Below are 21,011 nucleotides of genomic sequence, written 5' to 3'. Positions count from 1 at the left end.
CGAACCCGGACCCGGCCGGGCGGTCAGTCGGGTGCGGCCGGCCCGCGTACGGTCACCAGTCCGGGGACGGCGACCCTGCCGAGCTCCCGGCCGGTGGCGGGGTCGTGCCAGCTCACCGCGTCGCGCTGGCCCACGTAGAGGCGGCTGCCGTCGGCGCTGGACACCAGCCCGGTGACCGGCTCGCGGACCGGCCAGCCGGCGGCGGCGTCCAGCCGGGCCAGGTCGATGCGCCGGACCGCGGTGCCGGCGCCCACGAAGAGCGCGCGGCCGTCGGTGGCGGCGTACGCGGTGCCGGTGCCGACGGCCCGGTTGACCGTGCGGACCACCGCCAGGTCCACCGTGGAGATCTCCGCGACCGCGCCCGAGGTGACGTCGGTGACGAAGAGTTGCCCGCCGTCGGGACTGATCGCCATGGCGTGGCTGTGCACGGGGGCCTCCCCGAACGGGTGCGGCAGGTCGATGCAGTACGCCCAGCGCGCGGCGAGGTCGAGCGTGTGGACGAACGCGTGCGCGTTGCCGGGGCGCCCACTGACCAGGTCGCGGGTGTGCCGATGACCGGGCTGGTGGGTGTAGAGGGTGTACAGGGTGGTGCGGTCCGGGGCGAGCACGGCCTGGCGGCCCTCGCCGCGCATCTCCTCCTCGGCGCCCGGCGGGACCGGCGACTTGTCGCGGGTGAGCAGCGGACCGGGCGCCCGGGTGGCGAGGTCGACGACGCGGACCCGGTAGCGGTCCGGCGCGGTGGCCGGGAGCCATTCGAGGACGAACAGCCCGCCGAGGTCCGCGGTGAACGCCTCCGGCACGAAGTTGCCCCGCAGCTCCAGTCGCTGCCGGACCCCGGTGACGTCGGCGACCAGCAGCCGGGTCAGCTCCCGTCCCGCCGGACGCCCGTCGGTGACGGCCATTCGCTCCGGCGTGAGCGCCACCAGGGTGCCGGTGGCGGAGACCGCCTGCGGCAGCCAGCGCCCCGGGAGCGTGACCCGCGGCGAGGCGCCGCCGGCGCCGGTGTAGACCCGCCAGAAGGCGGTGTCGGGACCGGCGGGCGCGGTCGCGTAGACCGCCAGACCGTCCGCGGTCGCGACGGCCTGCGGGATCGTCCGGCGGCCGGCGCCGCGCAGGACGACGACCCCGCCGTCGACGTCGACGAGCAGCGGGTCGGGGACGGCGACCGCGGGGGCCGCCGCCCGGATGGGCTCGCAGCCGGCCAGGGCGGCGGCGCCGGCACCGGCGAGCAGGGTCAGCATCGTGCGGCGTGAGATCGGTGTGCTGGCGGTCATGCCCGGGTGACACCGCCGGCCCCGGCGAGGTTCCCGCCGTCCGGGGGTGGAACCCGAGCCGCGCGGGCGGTGTCATGAGAGTGAGCCGACGGAGGTTTCCCTGGACGACGACGAGCTTGTCACCCGCGCCCGGGCCGGTGACCTGGAGGCGTACGAACTCCTGGTCGCCCGGCACACTGCGTCCGCGTACCGGACGGCGGTGCTGCTCGGCGCGGGCCCGGACGCGGAGGACGTCATCCAGGAGGCGTTCGTGAAGGGGTACCGCAACCTGACCCGCTACCGGGGGCAGTCGTCCTTCCGGTCGTGGCTGCTCGCGATCGTCGCGAACGAGACCCGCAACCTGCACCGGTCCCGCAGCCGGCGGGAGGGGCTCGTCCTGCGGGCCGCGGCGGCGAACCCGGAGTCGGCGGCCAGCGAGGACGACGCCGTGGGCGCCGTCCTCGCGGCGGAACGTCGCGCCGCGCTGGTGCAGGCGCTGCGCCTGCTGCCCCTGAAGGACCGGGAGGTGATCGTCTGCCGGTTCTTCCTCGACCTCAGCGAGGACGAGACGGTGAGCATGCTGGGCGTGCCCCGGGGAACGGTGAAGTCGCGGACGTCCCGGGCCCTGGCGAAGCTGCGTGGGCTGCTCGACCGTGAGGTGGTGCGCCGTGGGTGACCTCGAACGGGAGCTGCGCGACCTCGGCGCGTGGCTGGAGACGCCCGAGCCGCCCGACGTGGCGGCCCGCGTCCACGCCCGCCTGGCCCGGCCCGCGGCGCGCCGGCGCCGCTGGCGGTACTGGCTCGCCGCGGCGGTGGCCGCCCTGCTCGTCGCCGCGCTGCCGCCGGGACGCGCCGCCGTCGCCGACGCGGTGGCCGGGCTGCTGCGCTTCTCGGGGGTCGTGATCGGCACGTCGCCGGTGCCGGTGTCGCCGACCGGCACACCGTCGCCGCTGCCGGGGCAGCGGCCCGCCGCGCTGGACGAGGCGCAGCGGCAGGTGCGCTTCCCGATCCGGGTGCCGGCGAAGCTGGGTCCGCCCGAGCGGGTGCTGGTGGCCGACCCCGACGGCGCCGGCACCTACCGGGTGGCCACCCTCGTCTACCGCGGCGGCGCGCTGCGCCTCGACGCCTTCGACGGCGACCTCGACCTGGTCTTCCAGAAGCAGGCGAGCCGGCCGGGGGTGGAGTGGGTCCAGGTCGACGGGGAGTTCGCGGTCTGGGTCGCCGGCCCGCATCCGGTGGCCTATGTGGACCGTACGGGCGCGGTCCGGGTCGAGACCGCGCGGCTGGCGGCCTCGACCCTGATCTGGCAGGGGGACGGGGTGAGCTACCGGCTGGAGGGCGACCTCACCCGGGACGAGGCGATCGCCGTCGCCCGCTCGCTCGGTTAGGGAACCCGGCGGGCCCGGTCGGTGTCCCGATGGTGGCAGGCACGAGTGGAGACGGTCCGGGGGCGTGACATGGGTGCACGGGTCAGGGTGGCGCTGGCGTCGGTGGTCCTGCTGGCGGGGTGCACGACGGGGAGCCGGCCGGCGGCGGCCCCGGCCGGGCCGCCCGGCGCAGCCGCCGCGACGGGTTGCGCCGCCCGCGTGGAGACCGGCGCCCTGCCCGACTGGGCGCGCGCCGGGTTCTCCGGGGACGCCCGGATGCCGCACGTCCTGGGTGCGCACGGCGACATCGTGGCGGCGCTGTTCGCGCACCCGCTGGCGGTGGAGCGGGCCGACGGATCCAACAACAAGATCCTCTGGGTCGCCCGCCCCGTCGCCACGTCACCCGCCACCACGGCGCCGGCCACCCTCGAGATCACCGCGACGCTGGACGGCACCGACACCCGGGTCACCCGGGAGGTCGCCGGCGGCCCCGGCCCGTCGATCATCGACCTGCCGCGGGCGGGCTGCTGGCACCTCGTCCTCCGGTGGTCCGGGCGCACCGACACCATGGACCTGGTCTACGCCGACAGCTGACCCGCCCCGGGCGACATCACTGGTCCTCGGGGACCGCCATCTCGCCGAGCCGCGACCAGTCCTGCTGGGGCACCGTGACGTTCACGATCCGCGGCGTCTCGGCCAGGTGCGACGGGAGGGTGCGCTGCGCCTCACGGAAGTGCGCCGACTGCACGTGCGCCGCGCCGGCCTCGTCGTCCCGGAACGCCTCGACCAGCACGTACTCGGTCGGGTCGTCGAGGCTGCGGGACCAGTCGAACCACAGGCAGCCCGGCTCGGCCCGGGTGGCCTCGGTGAAGTCGGCGGCGATCTGCGGCCACCGGTCGGCGTGCTCCGGCCGGACGCGGAACTTGGCGGTAATGAAGATCATGCGTACCAGGCTACCCAGCGGGCCGGCGGTTGGCATCGGCGCCAGGCATAGATAAATATCAGTATTATCGGTAGGGTGTCGATCAACAGGGGAGGGATGCGAATGCGAAAACCGATGCGACTGGCGGCCACCGTGGTGGCCGGCCTCTGCCTGGCGCCGACCGGAGCCGCGGCGGCGCACGCCGAGACCGTCGTGCCGCGGCACGCGATCGTGGTCTGCCAGACCGCGAGCTTCTACGACAACTACGACTCCGCCCGGGGCCCCTACGGCCTCAAGCGCACGCTGACCTACGGCAACAAGATCGGCCATACCCCGGGGGTGCACCCGGTCTACAACGGCTGGGCGGCGAGCTTCGACTTCGGCCCCAACGACTGGGGCTACCTGCGGCTGGAATGCATCGGGGGGTACGACTCATGGTGAGCCCGAGGCGTCTCGCCGCCGCCACCGTGGCCGCGGCACTCGCCGTCACCGCGCTGCCGGGCGCGGCCCAGGCCGCGACCGGCACCATCGGTGAGCGGGAGACCGTCTGCGCCGAGGACCTGTTCGTCCGCACCGACCCCAACGGCGCCTGGATGGGGACGCTCTACCGCGGGCAGACCTTCCTGGTGGAAGGGCCGCGCAGCGGCGGCTACGTGTACGGCTTCGCCTACGGGCACATCAACCGGCACGGCTGGGTGCAGGACGGCTGGTTCTGCTGACCCCGGCGACGGCGGTCGGGGATGCTCGGCCGCCGTCCCCGTGGAACGAGCCCTCAGCTCGCCGGCCCGCGCCTCAACCGGACACCCCGGGCCGCCCGAACAGCGTGGCGTAACCGGACGGCAGTTGGGTGAGCACGTCGTTGAGCTCCCCGCCGGAGACCGCGTCGGCGATGGTCGTCAGCACCGCGCTGGCGTCCCATTCCGCGGTCCGTTCCGTCGCGCCCGTGCCCTCGCCGACCCGGTGCAGGAACTCGGTCACCCCTTCGCGCAGGCCCCCGCCGACCGCCGTGCGGAGGACGTCACCGAGCTGCGCGGGCAACTGCGCGCCGAGCTGGCGCGCCTCCTCCGGGGCGAGCCGCTCCGCCAGGGCGGTGACCACGATGCCGATGACCTGCTGCGCCTCGGCGGCGCTGTCGTACTCGCCCCGCTCCCGGACCCGCGCCACGAACTCCTCGTACTTCATCACGCCCCCGAATCAGCCCTCCGCGAGCCTGATCCTGGCACGCCGCGCCCGGTGAGGTGCCCGGTTCGACGGCATCCGCCTCGGCGCCCACCGGGGGTGACGTCGTCCGCCACCCGGCGAACCCGCCGCTCCCTAGAATCGCCACATGTCCCGAATCGTCCAGCTGCTGGCCTCGCCGGTGCACCGCTTCGTGGGCCGCCCGTCGGACGGTCCCGCGCCGGCGCCGCCGGACGAGTTGGTCGAGGAGGTACGCATCCGGGCGGGCCTGGGCATCGTCGGCGACCGGTACTTCGGCCAGCCGGCGCACCGGGAGGCCAGCGTGACGCTGATCGCCCAGGAGTCGCTGCCGGCCGGGGCCGACCTGACCCAGGTCCGGCGCAACGTGCTCACCGCCGGTCTCGCCGTCGACGAGCTGGTCGGCCGGGTGCTGGTGCTGGACTGCGGGGACGGGCCGGTGCGCCTGCGGGTGCACAGCCGGGCGCACCCGTGCGCCTGGATGGACGTCACCGTCGGGCCGGGCACCTGGAAGGGGCTGCGCGGCAAGGGCGGGGTGCGCTGCGAGCCGCTGACCGACGGGCTGCTCCGGGTCGGCCCGGTCACCGCCGCCGTCGAGTGAACCGCCCGCCCGCCACGCCGCCGACGCCGCGCCGGATCGGATACCGATCCGCCGCGTCGTAGGCTGGGCGGCGTGGATCAGGAAGACCGGATCGCGCTGTTCCTCGACTACGAGAACCTGGCGCTGGGCGTACGCGACCACCATGGCGGGAGGCCCTTCGACTTCCGTCCGATCGCCGACGCCCTCGCCGAGCGGGGACGGGTGGTCGTGCGCCGTGCGTACGCCGACTGGTCGTACTTCGACGAGGACCGGCGGATGCTCACCCGCTCGCACGTCGAACTCATCGAGATTCCGCAGCGGATGGGTGCGTCGCGGAAGAACGCCGCCGACATCAAGATGGCGGTGGACGCGATCGAGCTGGCCTTCGAGCGCGACTACATCTCCACCTTCGTGATCTGCACCGGCGACAGCGACTTCACCCCGCTGGTGCACAAGCTGCGGGAACTCAACAAGCGGGTGATCGGCGTCGGCGTGGAGAAGTCCACCTCGGCGCTGCTGCCCCCCGCCTGCGACGAGTTCCTCTACTACGACCGCCTCGAGGGCGTCGACATCCCGCCGGCGGCGGGGCGCCGGGCGCGCCCGGCCCGGCCCGCCGAGCCGGAGCCGCAGCAGCCGGCGGAGCCCCAGCCCGAGCCCGCCCCGGCGGCGGAGGAGGAACCCGTCCGCGACGTCGACAGCCTCGCGGTCCTGGTCGCCCAGACGGTGGCTGGCCTGCAGGGCAGCTCCGGCGGGGAGGTGACGGCCTCCGCGCTGAAGCGCACCCTGCTGCGCAAGGACCCCACCTTCAGCGAGTCCGACTACGGGTTCCGCACCTTCGGCGAGCTGCTGCGTCACCTCGCCGAGCACAACGTGGTCGAGCTGGGGGAGGGGCCCGCCAAGGGCGACCCGGAGGTGTCGCTGCCGGAGCGGGGCGACCGGGAGGCGGCGTTCGAGCTGCTCCGCGCGGTGGTCGGGGAGCTGGCGGCCGGTGGCGGCGTGGCGGCGCTGTCCGGGCTGAAGAACCAGCTCCGCCGGGCCCGGCCCGACTTCAGCGAGAAGAAGCTGGGCTACCGCAGCTTCCTGCAGTTCTGCAAGGCGGCCGCCACCAGCGGTGTGGTCGACCTGCGGTGGGATCCGGACCACGAGGACTACCTGCTCACCCCGCGCAGCTCCTGACCCGGTGGGAACTTTTCCGCGCCGCCGGCCGACCAACACCCGAGGGGCCGCCGTGCTGCGGCGCCCGGCTGGCGTGCGGACGGAGGAGGACCCGAGGGATGAAGCGATCGGCGCCACCCCCCGTACCGTCGCGCCTGACCAGGACCGGACCACGACGCCGGCCGGCCACATGACCGCCGAGGCCGACGACGACCAGGTGACCCGCTGGGCGCGGCGGGCCGGCCGGGGCGACCAGCAGGCCGCGGCGGCCTTCGTCCGGTCCCTCCAGGGCCCGGTGTGGCGGTTCCTCACCCACCTGGCCGGCCCGGCCGAGGCCGATGACCTCACCCAGGAGACGTTCCTGCGCGCGCTGCGCGGCCTGCCCGGCTTCGCCGGCCGGTCCTCGGCCCGGACCTGGATCTTCGCCATCGCCCGCCGGGTCGCCGTGGACCACGTCCGGGCCGCCACCGCCCGGCCGCGGCTGGCCGCCCTCCCCGACTGGGAGAGCGCCGCCGAGGCGGCCGGCGCGGTCATCCCCGGCAGCGACGACGGGGTGAGCCTCCGGCGGCTGATCGCCGCGCTGCCGCCCGAGCGGCGGGAGGCGTTCGTCGCCACCCAGCTGGTCGGCCTGTCGTACGCGGAGGCCGCGGAGGTGTGCGGCTGCCCGGTCGGCACCATCCGGTCCCGGGTGGCCCGGGCCCGGGAGGAGCTGGTCGCCGCGTGGCAGGGCGGTGCCCGGCCGGCCCGGGGCGGCCGGGTGGGCTGAGCCCCCCCGCCGGTCAGGCCGCCCGGCGGTGGTGGGCCTGTGCGGAGTACGGGGCGGGCGGCAGCAGCCGCAGCGGGGCCGGCTCGGCCTGCTCCTCCAGCCGGAGCGACCACCGGGAGCCGGCGGAGCGGCCGCGCTGCGGTGGGGTGCCGCCGGGCCGCAACCCGGGCCGGGACAGCAGCATCATCACCGCCCAGCCGACGACCAGGACACCGTGGCTGACCAGGCGTGGTACCGCCACCTGCCCGGTGATCAGGTCGTTCACCGACAGCAGCACCAGGGTGCCGACGAAGGCGCTGAGCATCGGCAGCAGCCCCGCCGGGGTGGACCGGCGCACCGCGACCACCAGGAACCCGGCGGCGACGGCCACGTTCCACGCGGCGGACTCGTGCCACAGGTGCTGGCCGGCGGTGTGCACGTGGTCGACGACCGCCTCCCGGCCGATCTGGGTCAGCCCGAGCGCCAGCTGCACCGCGCCCAGCAGCCCGAGCAGGGCGCGCAGTCCGAGCGCCGCCCGGTCCCGCCAGGCCGGCCGGGCGGGCGTCGGGGGCACCGCCGCGAGCACCGCGTCGACGAGGTCGGGCACCGCCGGCACCACGTGCGTACGGGCCCGCCGGGTCACCGCCACGGCCGCGTCGAACCAGGCCCGGCAGCCGGCGCAGCCCGCCAGATGCGCCTCGGCCGCCGCGCTCTCCGACCCGGACGCCTCGCCGTCCAACTGCGCCGACAGGATTTCCCGCCACTGCTCACACGCCATGTACGGATAGTCGTCGGCACCGTCCGTCCGGTTCCCGGCAGCCCCTGCTTTCCCGCCGCGGGTCACCGGCGGGATCGTCCGTCAGGCGGTCGCGGCGGACCAGGCGCGCGCCGGCGGCGGCCCTTCCACCCGGTTCGGCGGTGTGCCATGGTGATCTCGGCGGGCGGGGCGGCGGGGAGGGCGGCGACGATGGAGGGCTCGGCCGGGCCGTTGAGCGGGTTGCTCGTCGCGGACTTCTCCCGGATCCTCGCCGGGCCGTACGCGACCATGCTCCTGGCCGACCTCGGCCCCGACGTGGTCAAGGTGGAGGGCCCCGGCGGCGACGACACCCGCACCTGGGCGCCGCCGGTCCACGACGGCGTCGCCACCTACTACCTCGGGGTCAACCGCAACAAGCGCTCGGTGGTGCTCGATCTCACCGACGCCGGTGACCTGCTGCTCGCCCGGCGGCTGGCGCAGCGCGCCGATGTCATGATCCAGAACTTCCGGCCCGGCGCGCTGCGCCGGTTCGGCCTCGACTACGACACCGTGGCCGCCGCCAACGACCGGATCGTCTACGCCTCGATCAGCGGTTTCGGTGCGGCGGCCGGCGCCGACCTGCCCGGGTACGACCTGATGGTCCAGGCGGCGTCCGGGCTGATGAGCCTCACCGGCGCGGCGGACGGCCCGCCGTACAAGGCCGGGGTCGCGGTGTTCGACGTGATCGCCGGGCTGCACGCGGCGGTCGGGATCCTCGCCGCGCTGCGCCACCGCGAGCGCTCGGGCGTCGGCCAGCACGTCACGGTGGACCTGCTCTCCTCGGCGCTGTCCGGCCTGGTCAACCACGCCAGCGCGCACGTCGCCGCGGGTGTGGTGCCGGTCCGCATGGGCAACGCCCACCCGAGCATCTTCCCGTACGAGCCGCTGCCGACGGCGGACGGCGAGCTGGTCGTGATCGCCGGCAACGACGCCCAGTTCCGTACCCTCTGCCGGGTCCTCGGCGTGCCGGAGCTGGCCGACGACCCCCGTTTCCGGCGCAACCAGGACCGCACGGCCAACCGGGACGTGCTGCGCCCGCTCCTGGTCGCCCGGCTGGTCCAGCGCAGCAGCGAGGCCTGGTTCGGCGACCTGCGGGCGGCCGGCGTGCCGTGCACGCCGATCAACGCGCTGGACCGGGGCGTCGCGCTGGCCCGGGAGTTGGGGCTCGATCCGGTGGTCGACGTCGACGGCGTGCCCGGGGTGCGCCACCCGGTTGGCTTCTCGGCGACCCCGCCGCGCTACGACCTGCCCCCGCCCGGTCTGGACGAGCACGGCGACGAGCTCCGCGCCTGGTTGGCCGGGTGACGGCTCAGCGGGGCGCGGCGGCGGCGAGCAGGTCGTCGACGAGCCGGGTCGCGGCGGCGGACGCGGCGGCCGAGTGGGGCCGGGCGGCGCTCGCGTAGAGCCCCTCCACGATCAGCCAGATCCGGTCGGCGAGCTGGCCGGGGTCCGCCACGTCCAGCCGGGCGACGAGGTCGTCGATCTCGGCCCGGGTGTCGCGCAGGTAGTCCCGGGCCACCCGGGCGGGCTCGCCCTCGTCCTCCGGGAACTCCGTCAGGTACATCCGGAACGCGCAGCCGCGGAAGTCCGGCCGGGTGGTGCTCGCCGCGATCTCCGCGACGATCGCGCGCAGCCGCGCGGCCGGGTCGTGTGCCAGCTCCGCCGTGGCGGCCGCCGCGTCCCGGTCCCGCACCGCGCGGCAGGCCCGCAGGTACGCGGCCACCAGGTCGTTCTTGCTGGGGAAGTGGGTGTAGAGCAGGTTCTTGCCGCAGCCGGCCGCGTCGATCACCTGGTTCATTCCGACGGCCCGGACGCCGTGCCGGTAGAACAGGTCGCCGGCCGTGCGCAGGATCCGTTCCCGGCTGCCCGGGGCGGCGGTGCGCGCCATGGGCCTCCTCCCTTCCGGTCGCTGTGGCGAGGATAACGGACCGATCGGTCCGTCAGCGATTGACCGGCGCAACGGCGGCGGCGCAGGATCGGACCAATTGGTCCCGGACCGATCGGTCCGGCTGAGCGGGCAGGAGGCAGTGATGCGGGACGCGGTCATCGTCGAGGCGGTACGAACCCCGATCGGCAAGGCGAAGCGGGGCGCGTACCCCGACGTCCACCCCGTCGAGCTGCACGCGCACGCGCTGCGCAGCCTCGTCGCCCGGGTCCCCGGCCTCGACCCGGTCGAGATCGACGACGTCATCGGCGGCGCCGTCGGCCAGGTCGGCGAGCAGAGCACCAACACCACCCGACTGGCCGCCCTCGCGGCCGGGTTCCCCGAGTCCGTGCCCGGGGTGACCGTGGACCGGCAGTGCGGCAGCAGCCAGCAGGCGCTGAGTTTCGCCGCCCAGGGCCTGGTCGCCGGGGCGTACGACGTCGTGGTCGCCTCCGGGGTGGAGTCGATGAGCCGGGTGCCGATCGGCAGCTCCGCCGTGGTCGACGGCGTCCGGGCGGACGTCGCCGGGCCGGCGGTGGCCGCGCGCTACCCCGGCGGCCTCATCCCGCAGGGCGTCAGCGCGGAGCTGATCGCCCGCAAGTGGGGCCTGTCCCGTGCGCAACTCGACGAGTACGCCGCCGCCAGCCACCAGCGGGCCGCCGAGGCCTGGCGGCAGGGACGGTTCGACAGCCAGGTGGCCCCGCTGCCCGGCGTCGAGCTTGCCCGGGACGAGACCATCCGGCCCGGGACCACGGTGGCGCGCCTCGCCGAGTTGCCGCCGGCCTTCGCCGCCGCGCACTGGACCGCGCGCTTCGGCGAGATCGACTGGAAGGTCACCGCCGGCAACTCCAGCCCGCTCAACGACGGGTCGGCGGCGCTGCTGCTCACCACCAGCGAGACCGCCCGGCGACGCGGCTGGCGTCCCCGCGCCCGGATCCACACCGCCACGGTCGTCGGCGACGACCCGATCCTCATGCTCACCGGCATCATCCCGGCCACCGCCCGGGTGCTGGCCCGGGCCGGACTCACCATCGCCGACATCGACGCGTTCGAGGTCAACGAGGCGTTCTCCTCGGTGGTACTGGCCTGGGTGGCGGAGACCGGCGCCGACCCGGCGAAGGTGAACGTCGACGGCGGCGCGATCGCCATCGGCCACCCGCTCGGGGCCAGCGGCGCCCGCCTCGCCACCACGCTGCTGCACGTGCTCGAACGCACCGGCGGCCGGTACGGCCTGCAGACCATGTGCGAGGCCGGCGGCACCGCCAACGCCACCATCATCGAGCGCCTCGACGCCTGACGGCCGGTCGGACCGGCAGAGCGGGCCGGCGGCTGCCCGGCCCGCTCGCGGCGCTCCGGCCCGAGCCGGTCAGTCCGCGACGCCGCTGACGGCCGCCACCTGCTCCGCCCGGAGCCGCACCAGCAGCTCGCCGGGGACCGCGTTGCGCCGGCCGTAGCGCTCCGCCAGCTCCTCGCCCAGGTACCGGGCGGCGATCCGGGTGGACCGGTCGCGCATCTCGGCGAGGTCCTCGCTGATGCCGACCGGCCCGCGTACCAGCACGAAGGCGTACGGCGGCCGCTCCTCGTCGACGGTCAGGGCCGCCCGCGGGTCGCGGCGCAGGTTGCGCCCCTTCACGCTGGTCGCGCCGGTGGTGAAGACGAGATCGTCGCCGTCCAGGACGAACCAGACGGGGGCGACGTGCGGTGAGCCGTCGGCGCGTACGGTGGCGAGCTTGCCGGTGCGCCTGCCGTGGGTGAGGAACGTCCGCCACTGGTCGTGGCGCATCTGCTGGGCCATCCGGTGATTGTCCTGGTCATCGCCGCCGGGCGGGCTCCCAGCCGATTCACAGCCGCGCGGGCTGACGCTCCGCACACCCGCCACCTACATTTGGTCCGGCCTGGCCCCCAGCCCGAGGAGGCACCCGTGTCGCACGTCACCGTGCGTTCCGACCACCGACCGGTGGACCCGGTCCCGCCGTCGCGCCCGTCGCGCCGGCGCGCGCCCCGGTGGGCCCGGTGGTGCCTGGCCCTCGGCGCGACGCTGATGGTGCTCAGCGGCGTGGCGCTCGGCGGCAGCGAGTATCTCCTGCACACCGCGACCAGCAAGGTCACCCAGCAGAACCTGCTCGGCGCCGCCGCGGCGCCGCGGCAGCACCGGACGATCACCGGGGCGAAGAACATCCTGCTGGTCGGCGTCGACACCCGCCCGCACCAGGACGCCAGCCAGCTCATCCGCTCCGACTCGATCATCCTGGTGCACATTCCGGCCGACCACAGCCAGGCCTACCTGGTCTCGCTGCCGCGCGACTCGCTGGTCACCATCCCGGCCTACGACAACGGCGCGACCCCCTACCGCGGCGGGCAGAACAAGATCAATGCCGCCTTCGCCTTCGGCAGCCGGGGCCTGACCGGCCCGGCGGCGCTGTCGCACGGCTTCGAGCTGCTCGCGCTGACCGTCCGCGACCTGACCGGGATCACCCCGGACGCCGGGGCGATCATCGACTTCCAGGGCTTCAAGCAGATCGTCCAGGTCCTCGGCAAGGTCTGCATGTACGTCGACGAGACCACCACCTCGATCCACGTGGGGCACGACGACAAGACCGGCCAGCCGGCCGCGCCGTACAAGATCAATCCCGACGGCACGGTGAACCACCGCATCCCCGGGGTCACCCCGAACATCTACACCAAGGGCAACCACTGCCTGAACCCGGCGGAGGCGCTGGACTTCGTCCGGCAGCGCGACCTGCTGGCCAACCACGACTTCGACTACGGCCGGCAGCGCCACCAGCAGCAGTTCCTCAAGGCGGTGCTGCACCAGGTGGTCACCGAGGGCCTGGACTCGCCGACGAAGCTGCCCGGGCTTCTCACGGCCGTCGGCAAGACCATGACCGTGGACGACGGCGGCATCCCGCTGGAGGACTGGGCCTTCGCCATGCGCGGCGTCCACCCCGACGCGATCACCACGATCAAGACCAACGCCGGCACCTTCAACAGCCGGACGGTCCCCGGGGTGGGCAGCGCCGAGATCCTCAGCCCGACCAGCATGAGCCTGCTGCACGCGGTCCGGAACGACACGGTCGCGGCGTTCGTCCAGGCCCACCCGACCTGGGTGGCCGACTCCGGACCGACCAGCACGGCACACTAGGGCGGGCGGCGTCAGCCGCCGAGGTGCAGGGTCACCAGCGCACCCGTGAGGTCCGCCTCCGTGTATGCGGTGTCGCCGCCCCGGCTGCCGACCAGGATCCGGTACGGGGCGTGCCCGGCCGGCACGCCCCGGACGGCGAACCAGAACCGGCAGGTGCCGTCGGTGAGCACCCGCCCGTCGGTCAGCTGGCCGACGGGCAGTTGCCCCGCACCGGCGGCGATCACGACCGGGGTGCCGTCCCGGATGTCGACGAGGTCGTCGGTGCCGGCGCAGCCGCCGCGCCCGTCCGTGCGGAACGTCGCCTGGGCGTCGAGCAGCACCGCGCCGGACACCACGAACGTCGTGGTGGCCGGCTGCCCGGCCACCGCGACGGTGGCATGTCGTGCCACGGCGGCGCCGGCGACGGCGGCGACGGCGCCGAACAGGAGGGCCAGCCCGGCGGTGACGGCGCGGGACCCTGCCCGGCGTGGTGGGGCCGGGGCCGTGGGGGAGGGCTGCATGGACGGATCACCTGACGGGGGCGGGGTGGACGAGCGTCCCGGATGCCGGTGAACCATACCGGCTTGATCGTTCCGACGTGGCCCCGTCGGGCCTGCCGGGCGGGTACCCGGAAACCCGTTGGTTCCGCCGACGGCCCCGGCTATGGTGGGCCGCATGTTCCGGCAGCCGATCCGCACCGCCGTCCTCGCGGCGGCGATCTCGGCTGCCCGTCACCCCCGGACCGCGGTCGTGCCCGGGTTGCCGAACCCGGTCCCCGCCGACCGTGGTCCTCCGGAGAATCGCACCTCCCGCGTACGGCCACCAGGGCGAAGCCATCGGGCTTCAGCCCTTTTTCTTTATCCGGAGGGACTTTCCATGAGCACGGAACTCCACGGCGCCCACGACCAGCAGTGGCTCACCCGGCTGCGGACGACGCTGACCACCGAGTTCGAGGCGCAGACCGCGCGCTTGACCGAGCTGACCGCGGACACCGGCGATCCCGGCGAGGCGCACACCCGCGCCGCGCTGATCGCCGCCACCCGGCAGAGCCTGGCGCAGATCGCCGACGCGCTGGGGCGGATGGCCGACGGCGGCTACGGCACCTGCGCGCGGTGCGGGACGGGCATTCCGTCCGAGCGCCTCGAGGTGCTGCCGCACGCCCGCTACTGCGTGCCCTGCCAGCAGCGGCAGGGCTGACCGGCGCGGTGCCGGGCCGTTGCGGTGACGGCCCGGCACCACCGGGTCGGCCGCGAGCGTCACCGGCCCTGGAGGGCCTTGACGTTGTCGCCGAAGGTCCAGCCCTTCGAGCCGTCCCAGTTGATCGACCAGGTCATCAGCCCCTTCAGGCGGCCCTGGGAGGTGTTCCACGCCTGTCCCACCTGGGACGGGCTCAGGTATCCGCCGCCGGCGCCGGACTGCGCGGGCAGGCCGGGGACCTGCTGGTCGTACGGGACGCGGATGGTGGTGCCCTGCACGACCAGGCCGGTGTTCAGGCAGTCGGTCTGGGTGACGAAGCCCGACACGGTGCCGGCGGGGTACGAGTCGCCGGCGCAGCCGTACATGCTGCCGTTGTAGTACTGCATGTTCAGCCACCAGAGCCGGCCGTTGTCGGCGTATCGCTTCACGATCGGCAGGTACGCGCCCCAGATCGACCCGTAGGTGACGCTGCCGCCGGTGACGTACGCGGTCTCCGGCGCCATGGTCAGCCCGAAGCCGGCGGGCATCTGGGCCAGCACCCCGTCGATGATGCGGACCAGGTTGGCCTGCGAGGTGGACAGCTGGTTGATGTTCCCGCTGCCGGTCAGCCCGGTCTCGATGTCGATGTCGATGCCGTCGAAGTTGTAGCGCTTGAGGATCGGCACCACGGTGGCGACGAACCGGTCGGCGACCGCGGCGGAGCTGAGGTCGATGCCGGCGGCGGCGCCGCCGATGGAGAGCAGGATGGTCAGGCCGGCGGCCTTGGCCTGGCACATCTCCGCCGGGGTGGGCACCTTGACCCCGCTGTCCATGCCGTCCTCCCAGAGCACGGTGCCGTCGGCGCGGATCACCGGGAAGGCGGCGGTGACCACGTTGTAGCCGTGGCCCGGGATGCGCGGGTCGGTGATCGGGATCCAGCCGAGCCCCGGGTGCACGCCGTTGGCCGCGCCGTCCCGGTTCTCCCAGTAGCCCTGCAGCACCTTGCCGGCCGGTCGCGACTTCAGCGCGCAGGTGGTCCCGCCCGGGGGCGGGGTGGTGGTCGGGGTGGGCGACGGCGTCGCGGTGGGGGAGGGCGTGGCGGTGGGCGTCGGGGACGGGGGTTTCGTGGTGGGTGTGGGGGACGGGGCGCCGCCGTCGCAGGCGCCGAGGTCGCTCCAGAGGGCCGGGGTGGCGGGCGGGGTCCAACCGGCGCCCGCCGGCGGGGTGTGCGTGACCAGTGCCTGGTAGAGGCGACCGGAGTAGGTGGCCCGGCTGCCCGCGGCCCAGGTGACCCCCTCGGCCCAGGCCGGCGCCCCGGCGCAGGACACCAGCGCGGTCTGGGCGCCGGCGGCGGCGAGCCCGGTGGCGGCCGGCAGGGCGGTGGCGGCGGCGAGCAGCGCGGCGCCGCCGAGCAGGGCGATCAGCCCGCGTCGAAGTCGCATGACATGCCTCCTCATCGATGCGGCGGAGGTTATCAGTAAACTTTGTTAAATGTAAATACGTCCCCTCGAGCCGGCCGGCGCGCGCGTCCCGGGGGTGACCGGCACGGCGCCCGCACGCTGCCGCCGCACGAACTCGGCGGCCTCGACGCCCAGCAGGACGAGGGGGCGGCCAGGCTCAGGACCAGGTTCGGCAGGTGCGGTGCCGCCGGCACGAGGGCGGCGGCGAGGACCCCGACCACGTGGGAGAGGGGGAATGCTCGATGACCCGGCTGAAGCCCGCGGCGACCCCCACCACGCCGACCACCATCAGCCAGTGGAGGTACGGGTCGTCCCCGGCCGTCCGGTTCGTTCCGGTCATTTTTCGCTGCTTCGTTCACCGCATTAATCTGGGGTGACGCATCCCGGGTGAGTCGCCGCGGGTGGTGACAGGGAAAGGCGGGCGGACGTGGACGCCAGACGCACCACCGTGCGGGACATGCGCCGGGCCAACCGATCGGTGCTGCTCACCCGGATCTGGCTGGACGGCCCGCTCAGCCGTCACGAGCTGGGGCAGACCACCGCGCTGAGCCTGGCCAGCGTGAGCAACCTGGTCGGCGAGATGATCGCCGAGGGCCTGGTCGAGGAGGCCGGCTCGGTCGAGTCCGACGGCGGCCGCCCGCGGGTGCTGCTGCGCGTCGCCCCCGGCTACGGCTACCTGGTCGGCGCCGACGTCGGCGAGACCCGGGTCCAGGTCGAACTCTTCGACCTGGCGATGACCGCCCTGGCCAAGGCCGAGTACCCGATCGCCGGCGCCGAGCCCGACCCGCAGGACGTGGCCCGCCACCTGCTGGACGGCCTCGACGCGGTGCTCGACCAGGCCGGCGTCGACCCCGCCGCGGTGCTCGGCTTCGGCGTCGCGGTCGCCGGGACCGTCGAGCGCACCGCCGACGCGGTGGTGCACGCGCAGACCCTCGGTTGGGACGGGGTGCCGCTCGGCGCGATGCTGCGCGCCGGCACCGACATCCCGGTGCACATCGACAACGGCGCGAAGACCCTCGGCCAGGCCGAGATGTGGTTCGGCGCCGGCCGCGGCGTCCGGCACGCCGTCGTCGCCCTGGTCGGCTCCGGTGTCGGCGCCTGCGTGGTCGCCGACGGCGTCGGCTACCGCGGCGCGCACAGCAGCGCCGGCGAGTGGGGGCACACCACCATCGTGTACGGCGGCCGCCGCTGCCGCTGCGGCAACCTCGGCTGCCTGGAGGCGTACGTCGGGGCGGAGGGGGTGCTCGACCGGTTCCGCCTGGCCAACCGGGGCCGGCCCGCGCCCGGTGGCGACGAGGAGAGCGCCTTCGGCGAACTGCTCCGCTCCTCCGGCCGGACGGCCGCGAAGGTGCTCGACGAGACCGTCGGCTACCTCGGCGCCGGGGTGGCGAACCTGGTGAACCTCTTCAACCCGGAGCGGGTGGTGCTGGGCGGCTGGGCCGGGCTGGCCCTGGGCGAGCGCTACCTGCCGCAGATCCGGGAGGCGACGGCGCGGCACGCGCTGCGCCAGCCGTACGCCCAGACCTCGATCGAGCTGTGCCGGCTCGGACCGGACGCGGTCGCGATGGGCGCGGCCACCCTGCCGATGGCCCGGCTGCTGCGCGACGGCGGCGTCCCGCGCGAACCCGCCGCCCGGCTGGTGCCGGCGCCCGCGCGTCCGGCCCGGCCCCGCTCGCGCGCCCGCTGAGCCACCGGGCCGGCGGCGGGAGCGCCGCCGGCCCGGCCCCGGCTCAGGACGGGAGCGTCCACTTCTGGTTGGCGCCGCCCGTGCAGCTCCAGAGCTGCACCTTCGTGCCGTCGGCGGAGGTGTTGCCGGTGGCGTCCAGGCACTTGTTCGCCTGCGGGTTCACCAGGTCCCGTGCGGCCGTCCACACCCACTGCTGTGCGCCGGTGCCGTTGCACGTCCATAGCTGCACCCTCGTGCCGTTGGCGGTCCCACCGCCGGAGACGTCGAGGCACTTGCCCAGCGACCGGAGCGTCCCGTCGGTAGCCCGGGTCCACTGCTGGTTCGAGCCGCCGTGACAGGTCCAGATCTGGATCGGCGTGCCGTCGGAGGTGGCGCTGTTCGTGACGTCGAGGCACTTGCCGCCGATGCCGGTGATCCACCCGCTCGGCGCGCCGCCACCCGACTGGGAGCCGGACCAGGTGAAGGTCGCGGTCGTTCGGGCCGGCAGGGTGTAGGTGAACGACTGCCCGCCCCACACCACCTTCACCGACCGCGACGACGTGCCGCCGTTGTGCGCGATGAGCGCCTTCGAACCGTCCGGGTTGCGGTACGCGACGTTCTGCACGGTGCTGTTGGCGGTGGAGTCGATCCGGAACGCACCGGGCTGGACGAACTTCGTCAGGTGCCCGGTGGTGTAGTACTCGATCGTGTAGTCGACCTGGCCGCTGCGCGAGTCTCCCTCATGGACGGTGATGAGCCCGGTGCAGGTGCCGCAGCCGCCGTTGTGCGGGCCGTGGTTCTGGTTGAGCGCGAGGCTCCACCTGACCAGGCTCCGGCTCCAGTTGCGGGCGTAGTTCACTATGTCGGCCATGTCCTCGTTGTGCTGGTTGGCGATCCAGGTGCCGCCGGAGTGCTCGGTGCTGAACTGCGGCACGGTCGGGTATTGGTTGTGGACCTGGGTGCCCACGGTGGGGCTGCCGAAGTAGCCGTGCCAGGCGATGCCGCCGAAGAGCGGGTCGGTGCGGACGCCGCTGTCGGCGAGCAGCACGGCGCCGAAGTTGCCGTAGTCGCCGTAGTTGAAGTCGTGCACCATCACCTTGCTGGGGATGCCGGCGGTGCGGAACGCCGGGTAGACGAAGTTCCTGGTCAGGTTCACCAGGTTGGCGGAGGTCCAGGCCATGCCCGGGTAGTTCATCGCGGTGGGGTTGCTCGCCTGGCAGCAGTTCGGTTCGTTCTGCACCGAGACGTAGTCGACCGGCACGCCGCGGGCCTCGTACGCCTGAATGGTCTTGACGAGGTACTGGGCGTAGGTGGCGTAGTACTGCGACCTGAGCGAGCCCATCTGGTCCATCCGGCCGTTGGTCTTCATCCAGCCGGGCGCGCTCCACGGCACCACCTTCACTCGCAGCGCCGGGTTGAGCTGCTTGGCCTGTGCGGTGAGCAGCTCCACGTCGGTGTTGTAGCCGTTGATGCCGAAGTCGCTCAGATCGCAGCAGGTGTCGTCGAGGGAGATCATGCCGGGGCGGGACAGGTCGGAGGCGCCGACCGGGTTGCGCACGAACGACAGGCCGATGCCGTCGGTGGGGCTGAACAGCTTGCGCATCACGTCGTCCCGGGCGGCGGCGGTGACCGGCCCGCCGCGCAGCAGGTACGCGGTGGTGTCGGTGATCGACGCGCCGCCACCCTCGAATGGCTGGTAGCTGGCGTTCTCGTCGACGGTGATGGTGTACGTGGCGGCGGGGCTGCTGGCGGCGAAGCTGAGCGGGTTCTGCGGTTGCAGGCCGCGGGTGACCGTCCGCCCGCCGCTGTCGGAGGTGGTGGTGAACCAGACGTTGACGGTCTCGCCGGCAGCATGCGCGGCCGACGGTGGGGACAGGGCGAGGGCGCCGGCCGACAGGCAGAGCGCCAGTGCCGCGCGGCCGGCGCGGCGGGCGGTGGTGGGGGATCGGGTGGAGGACACGGATGCCTCCCTTCGGAGCTATCTCGACATCCGCGAAGGAGAGAACGCCTCACACCCTCTTCCGTCAAGGCATGGAAGCATGCTTGTGTCAAGTGGCGAAAATCCCTCGTCACCTGCGTATATGGACAGGTCGGGGCAACCGCCCGGAACGTTCCGGCGCGGTTGCCCCGAGCGGTCCGGTCAGCGCTCCCCGCGCACCCGCCGGATGGTGTCGCGGTACCAGTGCGCGCTGCGCTTCGGCGTGCGCCGCTGGGTGTCGTAGTCCACCCGCACGATGCCGAACCGCTTGTCGTAGCCGTACGCCCACTCGAAGTTGTCCAGCAGCGACCAGGCGAAGTAGCCGCGCACGTCCGCGCCGGCCTGCCGGGCCCGGGCCACCGCCCGCAGGTGCTCGGTCAGGTACGCCACCCGGTCGTCGTCGGCCACGAACCCGTCGGCGTCCGGCTTGTCGTCGAACGCCGCCCCGTTCTCGGTGATCACCAGCGGCACGCCCGGGTAGTCCCGGTGCAGCCGGACCAGCAGCTCGGTGAAGGAGTCCGGGACGATCTCCCAGTCCATCGCGGTGCGCGGCAGGTCGCGGCGGATGACCCGGCGCACCGGCCGGTCGTCGTCGTCCCGCTCCCGGCCCTGCTCGTCCGTGCCGGAATGGACCTGCCCGAAGTAGAAGTTCACCCCGAGCACGTCGATCGGGGACGAGATGACCTCCAGGTCGCCCTCCTCCACCGGGATGCGCACCCCCTCGGCGGCCAGGTCGGCCACCACGTCCTCCGGGTAGGCGCCCCGGAACACCGGGTCCAGGTAGAGCCGGTTGCCCAGCCCGTCGGCGGCCCGGGCGGCGTCCCGGTCGGCCGCGCTGTCGCTGGCCGGGTCGGCGGTGGACAGGTTGACGGTGAGGCCCAGCTCGATCGGGGTGGCCGCCGCGGCGCGCAGCCGCTGCACCGCCAGCCCGTGGCCGAGCAGCAGGTGGTGCGCGGCGGCGATCCCGTCAGCGAGGTTCCGCCGTCCCGGGGCGTGGTTGCCGTACGCGTATCCGAGCATCGCCGAGCACCACGGCTCGTTCAGCGTGGTCCAGGTCTTCACCCGGTCGCCGAGGGCCGCGAAGACCAGCTCGGCGTAGTCGGCGAACCGGTAGGCGGTGTCCCGGTTCGGCCAGCCGCCGGCGTCCTCCAGCTCCTGCGGCAGGTCCCAGTGGTAGAGCGTCACCCACGGGTCGATCCCGCGGCCCAGCAGCTCGTCCACCAGGCGGTCGTAGAAGGCCAGCCCGGCCGGGTTCGCCGGCCCGCGCCCGCCCGGCTGCACCCGCGGCCACGCCACGGAGAACCGGTAGGTGTCCAGGCCCAGGTCCGCGATGAGCGCGACGTCCTGCGGCATCCGGTGGTAATGGTCGCAGGCCACGTCGCCGTGGTCGCCGTTGGCAACGGCGCCCGGCACGCGGCAGAAGGTGTCCCAGATCGACGGCGTCCGGCCGTCCTCGGCCACCGCGCCCTCGATCTGGTACGACGAGGTCGCCACCCCCCACCGGAAGGCCGGCGGGAGCGTGTCGATCGGGTCGGCCTGCCCGTGCGACGACTCCAGCTCGGCGCGTCTGACGCCGCGCGGCGACCTGGAGCCGTCGGTGGTCGGGCGGGTGAGGTCGGTGTCCATGGTTCTCCTCGCGGTAGCGGGTCGTTCGATCGGACGGAGGGTGAG

Annotated in this window: 23 protein-coding genes; 13 read left to right on the top strand and 10 right to left on the bottom strand. The window is 74.2% G+C overall.

What is annotated here, in order from left to right; all coding sequences use genetic code 11:
- Nucleotides 1-23: 23 nt before the first annotated feature.
- Nucleotides 24-1,274 carry a YncE family protein gene (locus Q2K19_RS28400; RefSeq protein WP_302765183.1) on the bottom strand — a complete coding sequence of 417 codons (1,251 nt, stop codon included), beginning with the start codon at nucleotides 1,272-1,274 and terminating at the stop codon, nucleotides 24-26.
- Between the two features lie 46 nt (nucleotides 1,275-1,320).
- Between Q2K19_RS28400 and Q2K19_RS28395 the strand changes: the two genes are divergently transcribed.
- From Q2K19_RS28395 to Q2K19_RS28385, 3 genes are all read left to right on the top strand, one after another.
- Nucleotides 1,321-1,929, top strand: coding sequence for an RNA polymerase sigma factor (locus tag Q2K19_RS28395; RefSeq protein ID WP_302765182.1), 609 nt, complete (start codon nucleotides 1,321-1,323; stop codon nucleotides 1,927-1,929).
- Nucleotides 1,922-2,641 (top strand): hypothetical protein, encoded by a 720-nt coding sequence (locus tag Q2K19_RS28390; RefSeq protein ID WP_302765181.1) that lies wholly within the window; start codon nucleotides 1,922-1,924, stop codon nucleotides 2,639-2,641. Before Q2K19_RS28395 ends, Q2K19_RS28390 begins: the two co-directional genes overlap by 8 nt.
- Before the next feature lie 69 nt (nucleotides 2,642-2,710).
- Nucleotides 2,711-3,214 (top strand): hypothetical protein, encoded by a 504-nt coding sequence (locus tag Q2K19_RS28385; protein WP_302765180.1) that lies wholly within the window; start codon nucleotides 2,711-2,713, stop codon nucleotides 3,212-3,214.
- A gap of 16 nt (nucleotides 3,215-3,230) precedes the next feature.
- Here Q2K19_RS28385 and Q2K19_RS28380 read toward each other — a convergent pair whose 3' ends face one another.
- Entirely contained in the window at nucleotides 3,231-3,563 is a 333-nt protein-coding gene (locus Q2K19_RS28380; protein WP_302765179.1) for a putative quinol monooxygenase, read from the bottom strand.
- Nucleotides 3,564-3,665: 102 nt separating this feature from the next.
- Between Q2K19_RS28380 and Q2K19_RS28375 the strand changes: the two genes are divergently transcribed.
- Together Q2K19_RS28375 and Q2K19_RS28370 are read left to right on the top strand one after the other, a co-directional pair.
- Entirely contained in the window at nucleotides 3,666-3,983 is a 318-nt protein-coding gene (locus Q2K19_RS28375; RefSeq protein WP_302765178.1) for a hypothetical protein, read from the top strand.
- On the top strand, nucleotides 3,977-4,261 hold the full coding sequence (locus Q2K19_RS28370) for a hypothetical protein (protein ID WP_302765177.1): 285 nt from the start codon (nucleotides 3,977-3,979) through the stop codon (nucleotides 4,259-4,261). Before Q2K19_RS28375 ends, Q2K19_RS28370 begins: the two co-directional genes overlap by 7 nt.
- 73 nt (nucleotides 4,262-4,334) lie before the next feature.
- Here Q2K19_RS28370 and Q2K19_RS28365 read toward each other — a convergent pair whose 3' ends face one another.
- Nucleotides 4,335-4,724, bottom strand: a complete 390-nt coding sequence (locus tag Q2K19_RS28365; RefSeq protein ID WP_302765176.1) for a DUF2267 domain-containing protein — start codon at nucleotides 4,722-4,724, stop codon at nucleotides 4,335-4,337.
- 145 nt (nucleotides 4,725-4,869) lie between these two features.
- Here Q2K19_RS28365 and Q2K19_RS28360 point away from each other — a divergent pair, with 145 nt between their 5' ends.
- The 3 genes from Q2K19_RS28360 (at nucleotide 4,870) to Q2K19_RS28350 (ending at nucleotide 7,240) form a co-directional block, all read left to right on the top strand.
- Nucleotides 4,870-5,340 (top strand): molybdenum cofactor biosysynthesis protein, encoded by a 471-nt coding sequence (locus Q2K19_RS28360; protein ID WP_302765175.1) that lies wholly within the window; start codon nucleotides 4,870-4,872, stop codon nucleotides 5,338-5,340.
- Nucleotides 5,341-5,412: 72 nt separating this feature from the next.
- On the top strand, nucleotides 5,413-6,495 hold the full coding sequence (locus Q2K19_RS28355) for a PIN domain-containing protein (protein ID WP_302765174.1): 1,083 nt from the start codon (nucleotides 5,413-5,415) through the stop codon (nucleotides 6,493-6,495).
- A gap of 169 nt (nucleotides 6,496-6,664) precedes the next feature.
- Nucleotides 6,665-7,240 (top strand): sigma-70 family RNA polymerase sigma factor, encoded by a 576-nt coding sequence (locus Q2K19_RS28350; RefSeq protein ID WP_302772811.1) that lies wholly within the window; start codon nucleotides 6,665-6,667, stop codon nucleotides 7,238-7,240.
- A 13-nt stretch (nucleotides 7,241-7,253) separates the two neighbouring features.
- Here Q2K19_RS28350 and Q2K19_RS28345 read toward each other — a convergent pair whose 3' ends face one another.
- On the bottom strand, nucleotides 7,254-7,997 hold the full coding sequence (locus Q2K19_RS28345) for a zf-HC2 domain-containing protein (protein WP_302765173.1): 744 nt from the start codon (nucleotides 7,995-7,997) through the stop codon (nucleotides 7,254-7,256).
- A gap of 147 nt (nucleotides 7,998-8,144) precedes the next feature.
- On the opposite strand from Q2K19_RS28345, the gene Q2K19_RS28340 reads away from it, so the two are divergent.
- Entirely contained in the window at nucleotides 8,145-9,320 is a 1,176-nt protein-coding gene (locus Q2K19_RS28340) for a CaiB/BaiF CoA transferase family protein (RefSeq protein WP_302765172.1), read from the top strand.
- Nucleotides 9,321-9,324: 4 nt separating this feature from the next.
- Here Q2K19_RS28340 and Q2K19_RS28335 read toward each other — a convergent pair whose 3' ends face one another.
- The gene (locus Q2K19_RS28335) at nucleotides 9,325-9,903 is read right to left on the bottom strand and encodes a TetR/AcrR family transcriptional regulator (protein WP_302765171.1); all 579 of its coding nucleotides are present in this window, start codon (nucleotides 9,901-9,903) and stop codon (nucleotides 9,325-9,327) included.
- A 142-nt stretch (nucleotides 9,904-10,045) separates the two neighbouring features.
- Between Q2K19_RS28335 and Q2K19_RS28330 the strand changes: the two genes are divergently transcribed.
- Nucleotides 10,046-11,236, top strand: coding sequence for a thiolase family protein (locus Q2K19_RS28330; RefSeq protein WP_302765170.1), 1,191 nt, complete (start codon nucleotides 10,046-10,048; stop codon nucleotides 11,234-11,236).
- Between the two features lie 69 nt (nucleotides 11,237-11,305).
- Here Q2K19_RS28330 and Q2K19_RS28325 read toward each other — a convergent pair whose 3' ends face one another.
- Complete coding sequence (locus tag Q2K19_RS28325) at nucleotides 11,306-11,734, bottom strand: PPOX class F420-dependent oxidoreductase (RefSeq protein WP_302765169.1); 429 nt, start codon at nucleotides 11,732-11,734, stop codon at nucleotides 11,306-11,308.
- A gap of 126 nt (nucleotides 11,735-11,860) precedes the next feature.
- Here Q2K19_RS28325 and Q2K19_RS28320 point away from each other — a divergent pair, with 126 nt between their 5' ends.
- Nucleotides 11,861-13,081, top strand: coding sequence for an LCP family protein (locus Q2K19_RS28320; protein WP_302765168.1), 1,221 nt, complete (start codon nucleotides 11,861-11,863; stop codon nucleotides 13,079-13,081).
- Nucleotides 13,082-13,092: 11 nt separating this feature from the next.
- Here Q2K19_RS28320 and Q2K19_RS28315 read toward each other — a convergent pair whose 3' ends face one another.
- Entirely contained in the window at nucleotides 13,093-13,581 is a 489-nt protein-coding gene (locus tag Q2K19_RS28315; protein WP_302765167.1) for a hypothetical protein, read from the bottom strand.
- A 355-nt stretch (nucleotides 13,582-13,936) separates the two neighbouring features.
- Here Q2K19_RS28315 and Q2K19_RS28310 point away from each other — a divergent pair, with 355 nt between their 5' ends.
- Nucleotides 13,937-14,257, top strand: a complete 321-nt coding sequence (locus Q2K19_RS28310; RefSeq protein ID WP_302765166.1) for a TraR/DksA family transcriptional regulator — start codon at nucleotides 13,937-13,939, stop codon at nucleotides 14,255-14,257.
- 59 nt (nucleotides 14,258-14,316) lie between these two features.
- Here the strand turns inward: Q2K19_RS28310 and Q2K19_RS28305 are convergent, their stop codons facing one another.
- Entirely contained in the window at nucleotides 14,317-15,678 is a 1,362-nt protein-coding gene (locus Q2K19_RS28305; RefSeq protein ID WP_302765165.1) for a carbohydrate-binding protein, read from the bottom strand.
- Nucleotides 15,679-16,123: 445 nt separating this feature from the next.
- On the opposite strand from Q2K19_RS28305, the gene Q2K19_RS28300 reads away from it, so the two are divergent.
- Nucleotides 16,124-17,383 carry an ROK family transcriptional regulator gene (locus tag Q2K19_RS28300; RefSeq protein WP_302765164.1) on the top strand — a complete coding sequence of 420 codons (1,260 nt, stop codon included), beginning with the start codon at nucleotides 16,124-16,126 and terminating at the stop codon, nucleotides 17,381-17,383.
- Between the two features lie 43 nt (nucleotides 17,384-17,426).
- On the opposite strand, the gene Q2K19_RS28295 is transcribed toward Q2K19_RS28300, so the two are convergent.
- Both Q2K19_RS28295 and Q2K19_RS28290 read right to left on the bottom strand, forming a co-directional pair.
- Nucleotides 17,427-19,322: a ricin-type beta-trefoil lectin domain protein gene (locus tag Q2K19_RS28295; protein WP_302765163.1), complete on the bottom strand. Its 1,896-nt coding sequence runs from the start codon at nucleotides 19,320-19,322 to the stop codon at nucleotides 17,427-17,429.
- Between the two features lie 180 nt (nucleotides 19,323-19,502).
- Nucleotides 19,503-20,966, bottom strand: a complete 1,464-nt coding sequence (locus tag Q2K19_RS28290; protein WP_302765162.1) for a GH1 family beta-glucosidase — start codon at nucleotides 20,964-20,966, stop codon at nucleotides 19,503-19,505.
- Between the last annotated feature and the right edge of the window lie 45 nt (nucleotides 20,967-21,011).

Source organism: Micromonospora sp. NBRC 110009, from assembly GCF_030518795.1.
Taxonomy (GTDB): domain Bacteria; phylum Actinomycetota; class Actinomycetes; order Mycobacteriales; family Micromonosporaceae; genus Micromonospora.
The sequence above is the reverse complement of the archived record's forward strand: the minus strand, read 5'-3'. Positions and strand labels throughout refer to the sequence as shown.

What these genes read in the sequence shown, in the direction of transcription:
- Q2K19_RS28350 (WP_302772811.1), top strand. Translation starts at nt 6,665, where the DNA reads ATGACCGCCGAGGCCGACGACGACCAGGTGACCCGCTGGGCGCGGCGG.
- Q2K19_RS28330 (WP_302765170.1), top strand. Translation starts at nt 10,046, where the DNA reads ATGCGGGACGCGGTCATCGTCGAGGCGGTACGAACCCCGATCGGCAAG.
- Q2K19_RS28385 (WP_302765180.1), top strand. Translation starts at nt 2,711, where the DNA reads ATGGGTGCACGGGTCAGGGTGGCGCTGGCGTCGGTGGTCCTGCTGGCG.
- Q2K19_RS28375 (WP_302765178.1), top strand. Translation starts at nt 3,666, where the DNA reads ATGCGAAAACCGATGCGACTGGCGGCCACCGTGGTGGCCGGCCTCTGC.
- Q2K19_RS28315 (WP_302765167.1), bottom strand. Translation starts at nt 13,581, where the DNA reads ATGCAGCCCTCCCCCACGGCCCCGGCCCCACCACGCCGGGCAGGGTCC.
- Q2K19_RS28340 (WP_302765172.1), top strand. Translation starts at nt 8,145, where the DNA reads ATGGTGATCTCGGCGGGCGGGGCGGCGGGGAGGGCGGCGACGATGGAG.
- Q2K19_RS28305 (WP_302765165.1), bottom strand. Translation starts at nt 15,678, where the DNA reads ATGCGACTTCGACGCGGGCTGATCGCCCTGCTCGGCGGCGCCGCGCTG.
- Q2K19_RS28370 (WP_302765177.1), top strand. Translation starts at nt 3,977, where the DNA reads ATGGTGAGCCCGAGGCGTCTCGCCGCCGCCACCGTGGCCGCGGCACTC.
- Q2K19_RS28310 (WP_302765166.1), top strand. Translation starts at nt 13,937, where the DNA reads ATGAGCACGGAACTCCACGGCGCCCACGACCAGCAGTGGCTCACCCGG.
- Q2K19_RS28380 (WP_302765179.1), bottom strand. Translation starts at nt 3,563, where the DNA reads ATGATCTTCATTACCGCCAAGTTCCGCGTCCGGCCGGAGCACGCCGAC.
- Q2K19_RS28345 (WP_302765173.1), bottom strand. Translation starts at nt 7,997, where the DNA reads ATGGCGTGTGAGCAGTGGCGGGAAATCCTGTCGGCGCAGTTGGACGGC.
- Q2K19_RS28365 (WP_302765176.1), bottom strand. Translation starts at nt 4,724, where the DNA reads ATGAAGTACGAGGAGTTCGTGGCGCGGGTCCGGGAGCGGGGCGAGTAC.
- Q2K19_RS28335 (WP_302765171.1), bottom strand. Translation starts at nt 9,903, where the DNA reads ATGGCGCGCACCGCCGCCCCGGGCAGCCGGGAACGGATCCTGCGCACG.
- Q2K19_RS28325 (WP_302765169.1), bottom strand. Translation starts at nt 11,734, where the DNA reads ATGGCCCAGCAGATGCGCCACGACCAGTGGCGGACGTTCCTCACCCAC.
- Q2K19_RS28400 (WP_302765183.1), bottom strand. Translation starts at nt 1,274, where the DNA reads ATGACCGCCAGCACACCGATCTCACGCCGCACGATGCTGACCCTGCTC.
- Q2K19_RS28360 (WP_302765175.1), top strand. Translation starts at nt 4,870, where the DNA reads ATGTCCCGAATCGTCCAGCTGCTGGCCTCGCCGGTGCACCGCTTCGTG.
- Q2K19_RS28290 (WP_302765162.1), bottom strand. Translation starts at nt 20,966, where the DNA reads ATGGACACCGACCTCACCCGCCCGACCACCGACGGCTCCAGGTCGCCG.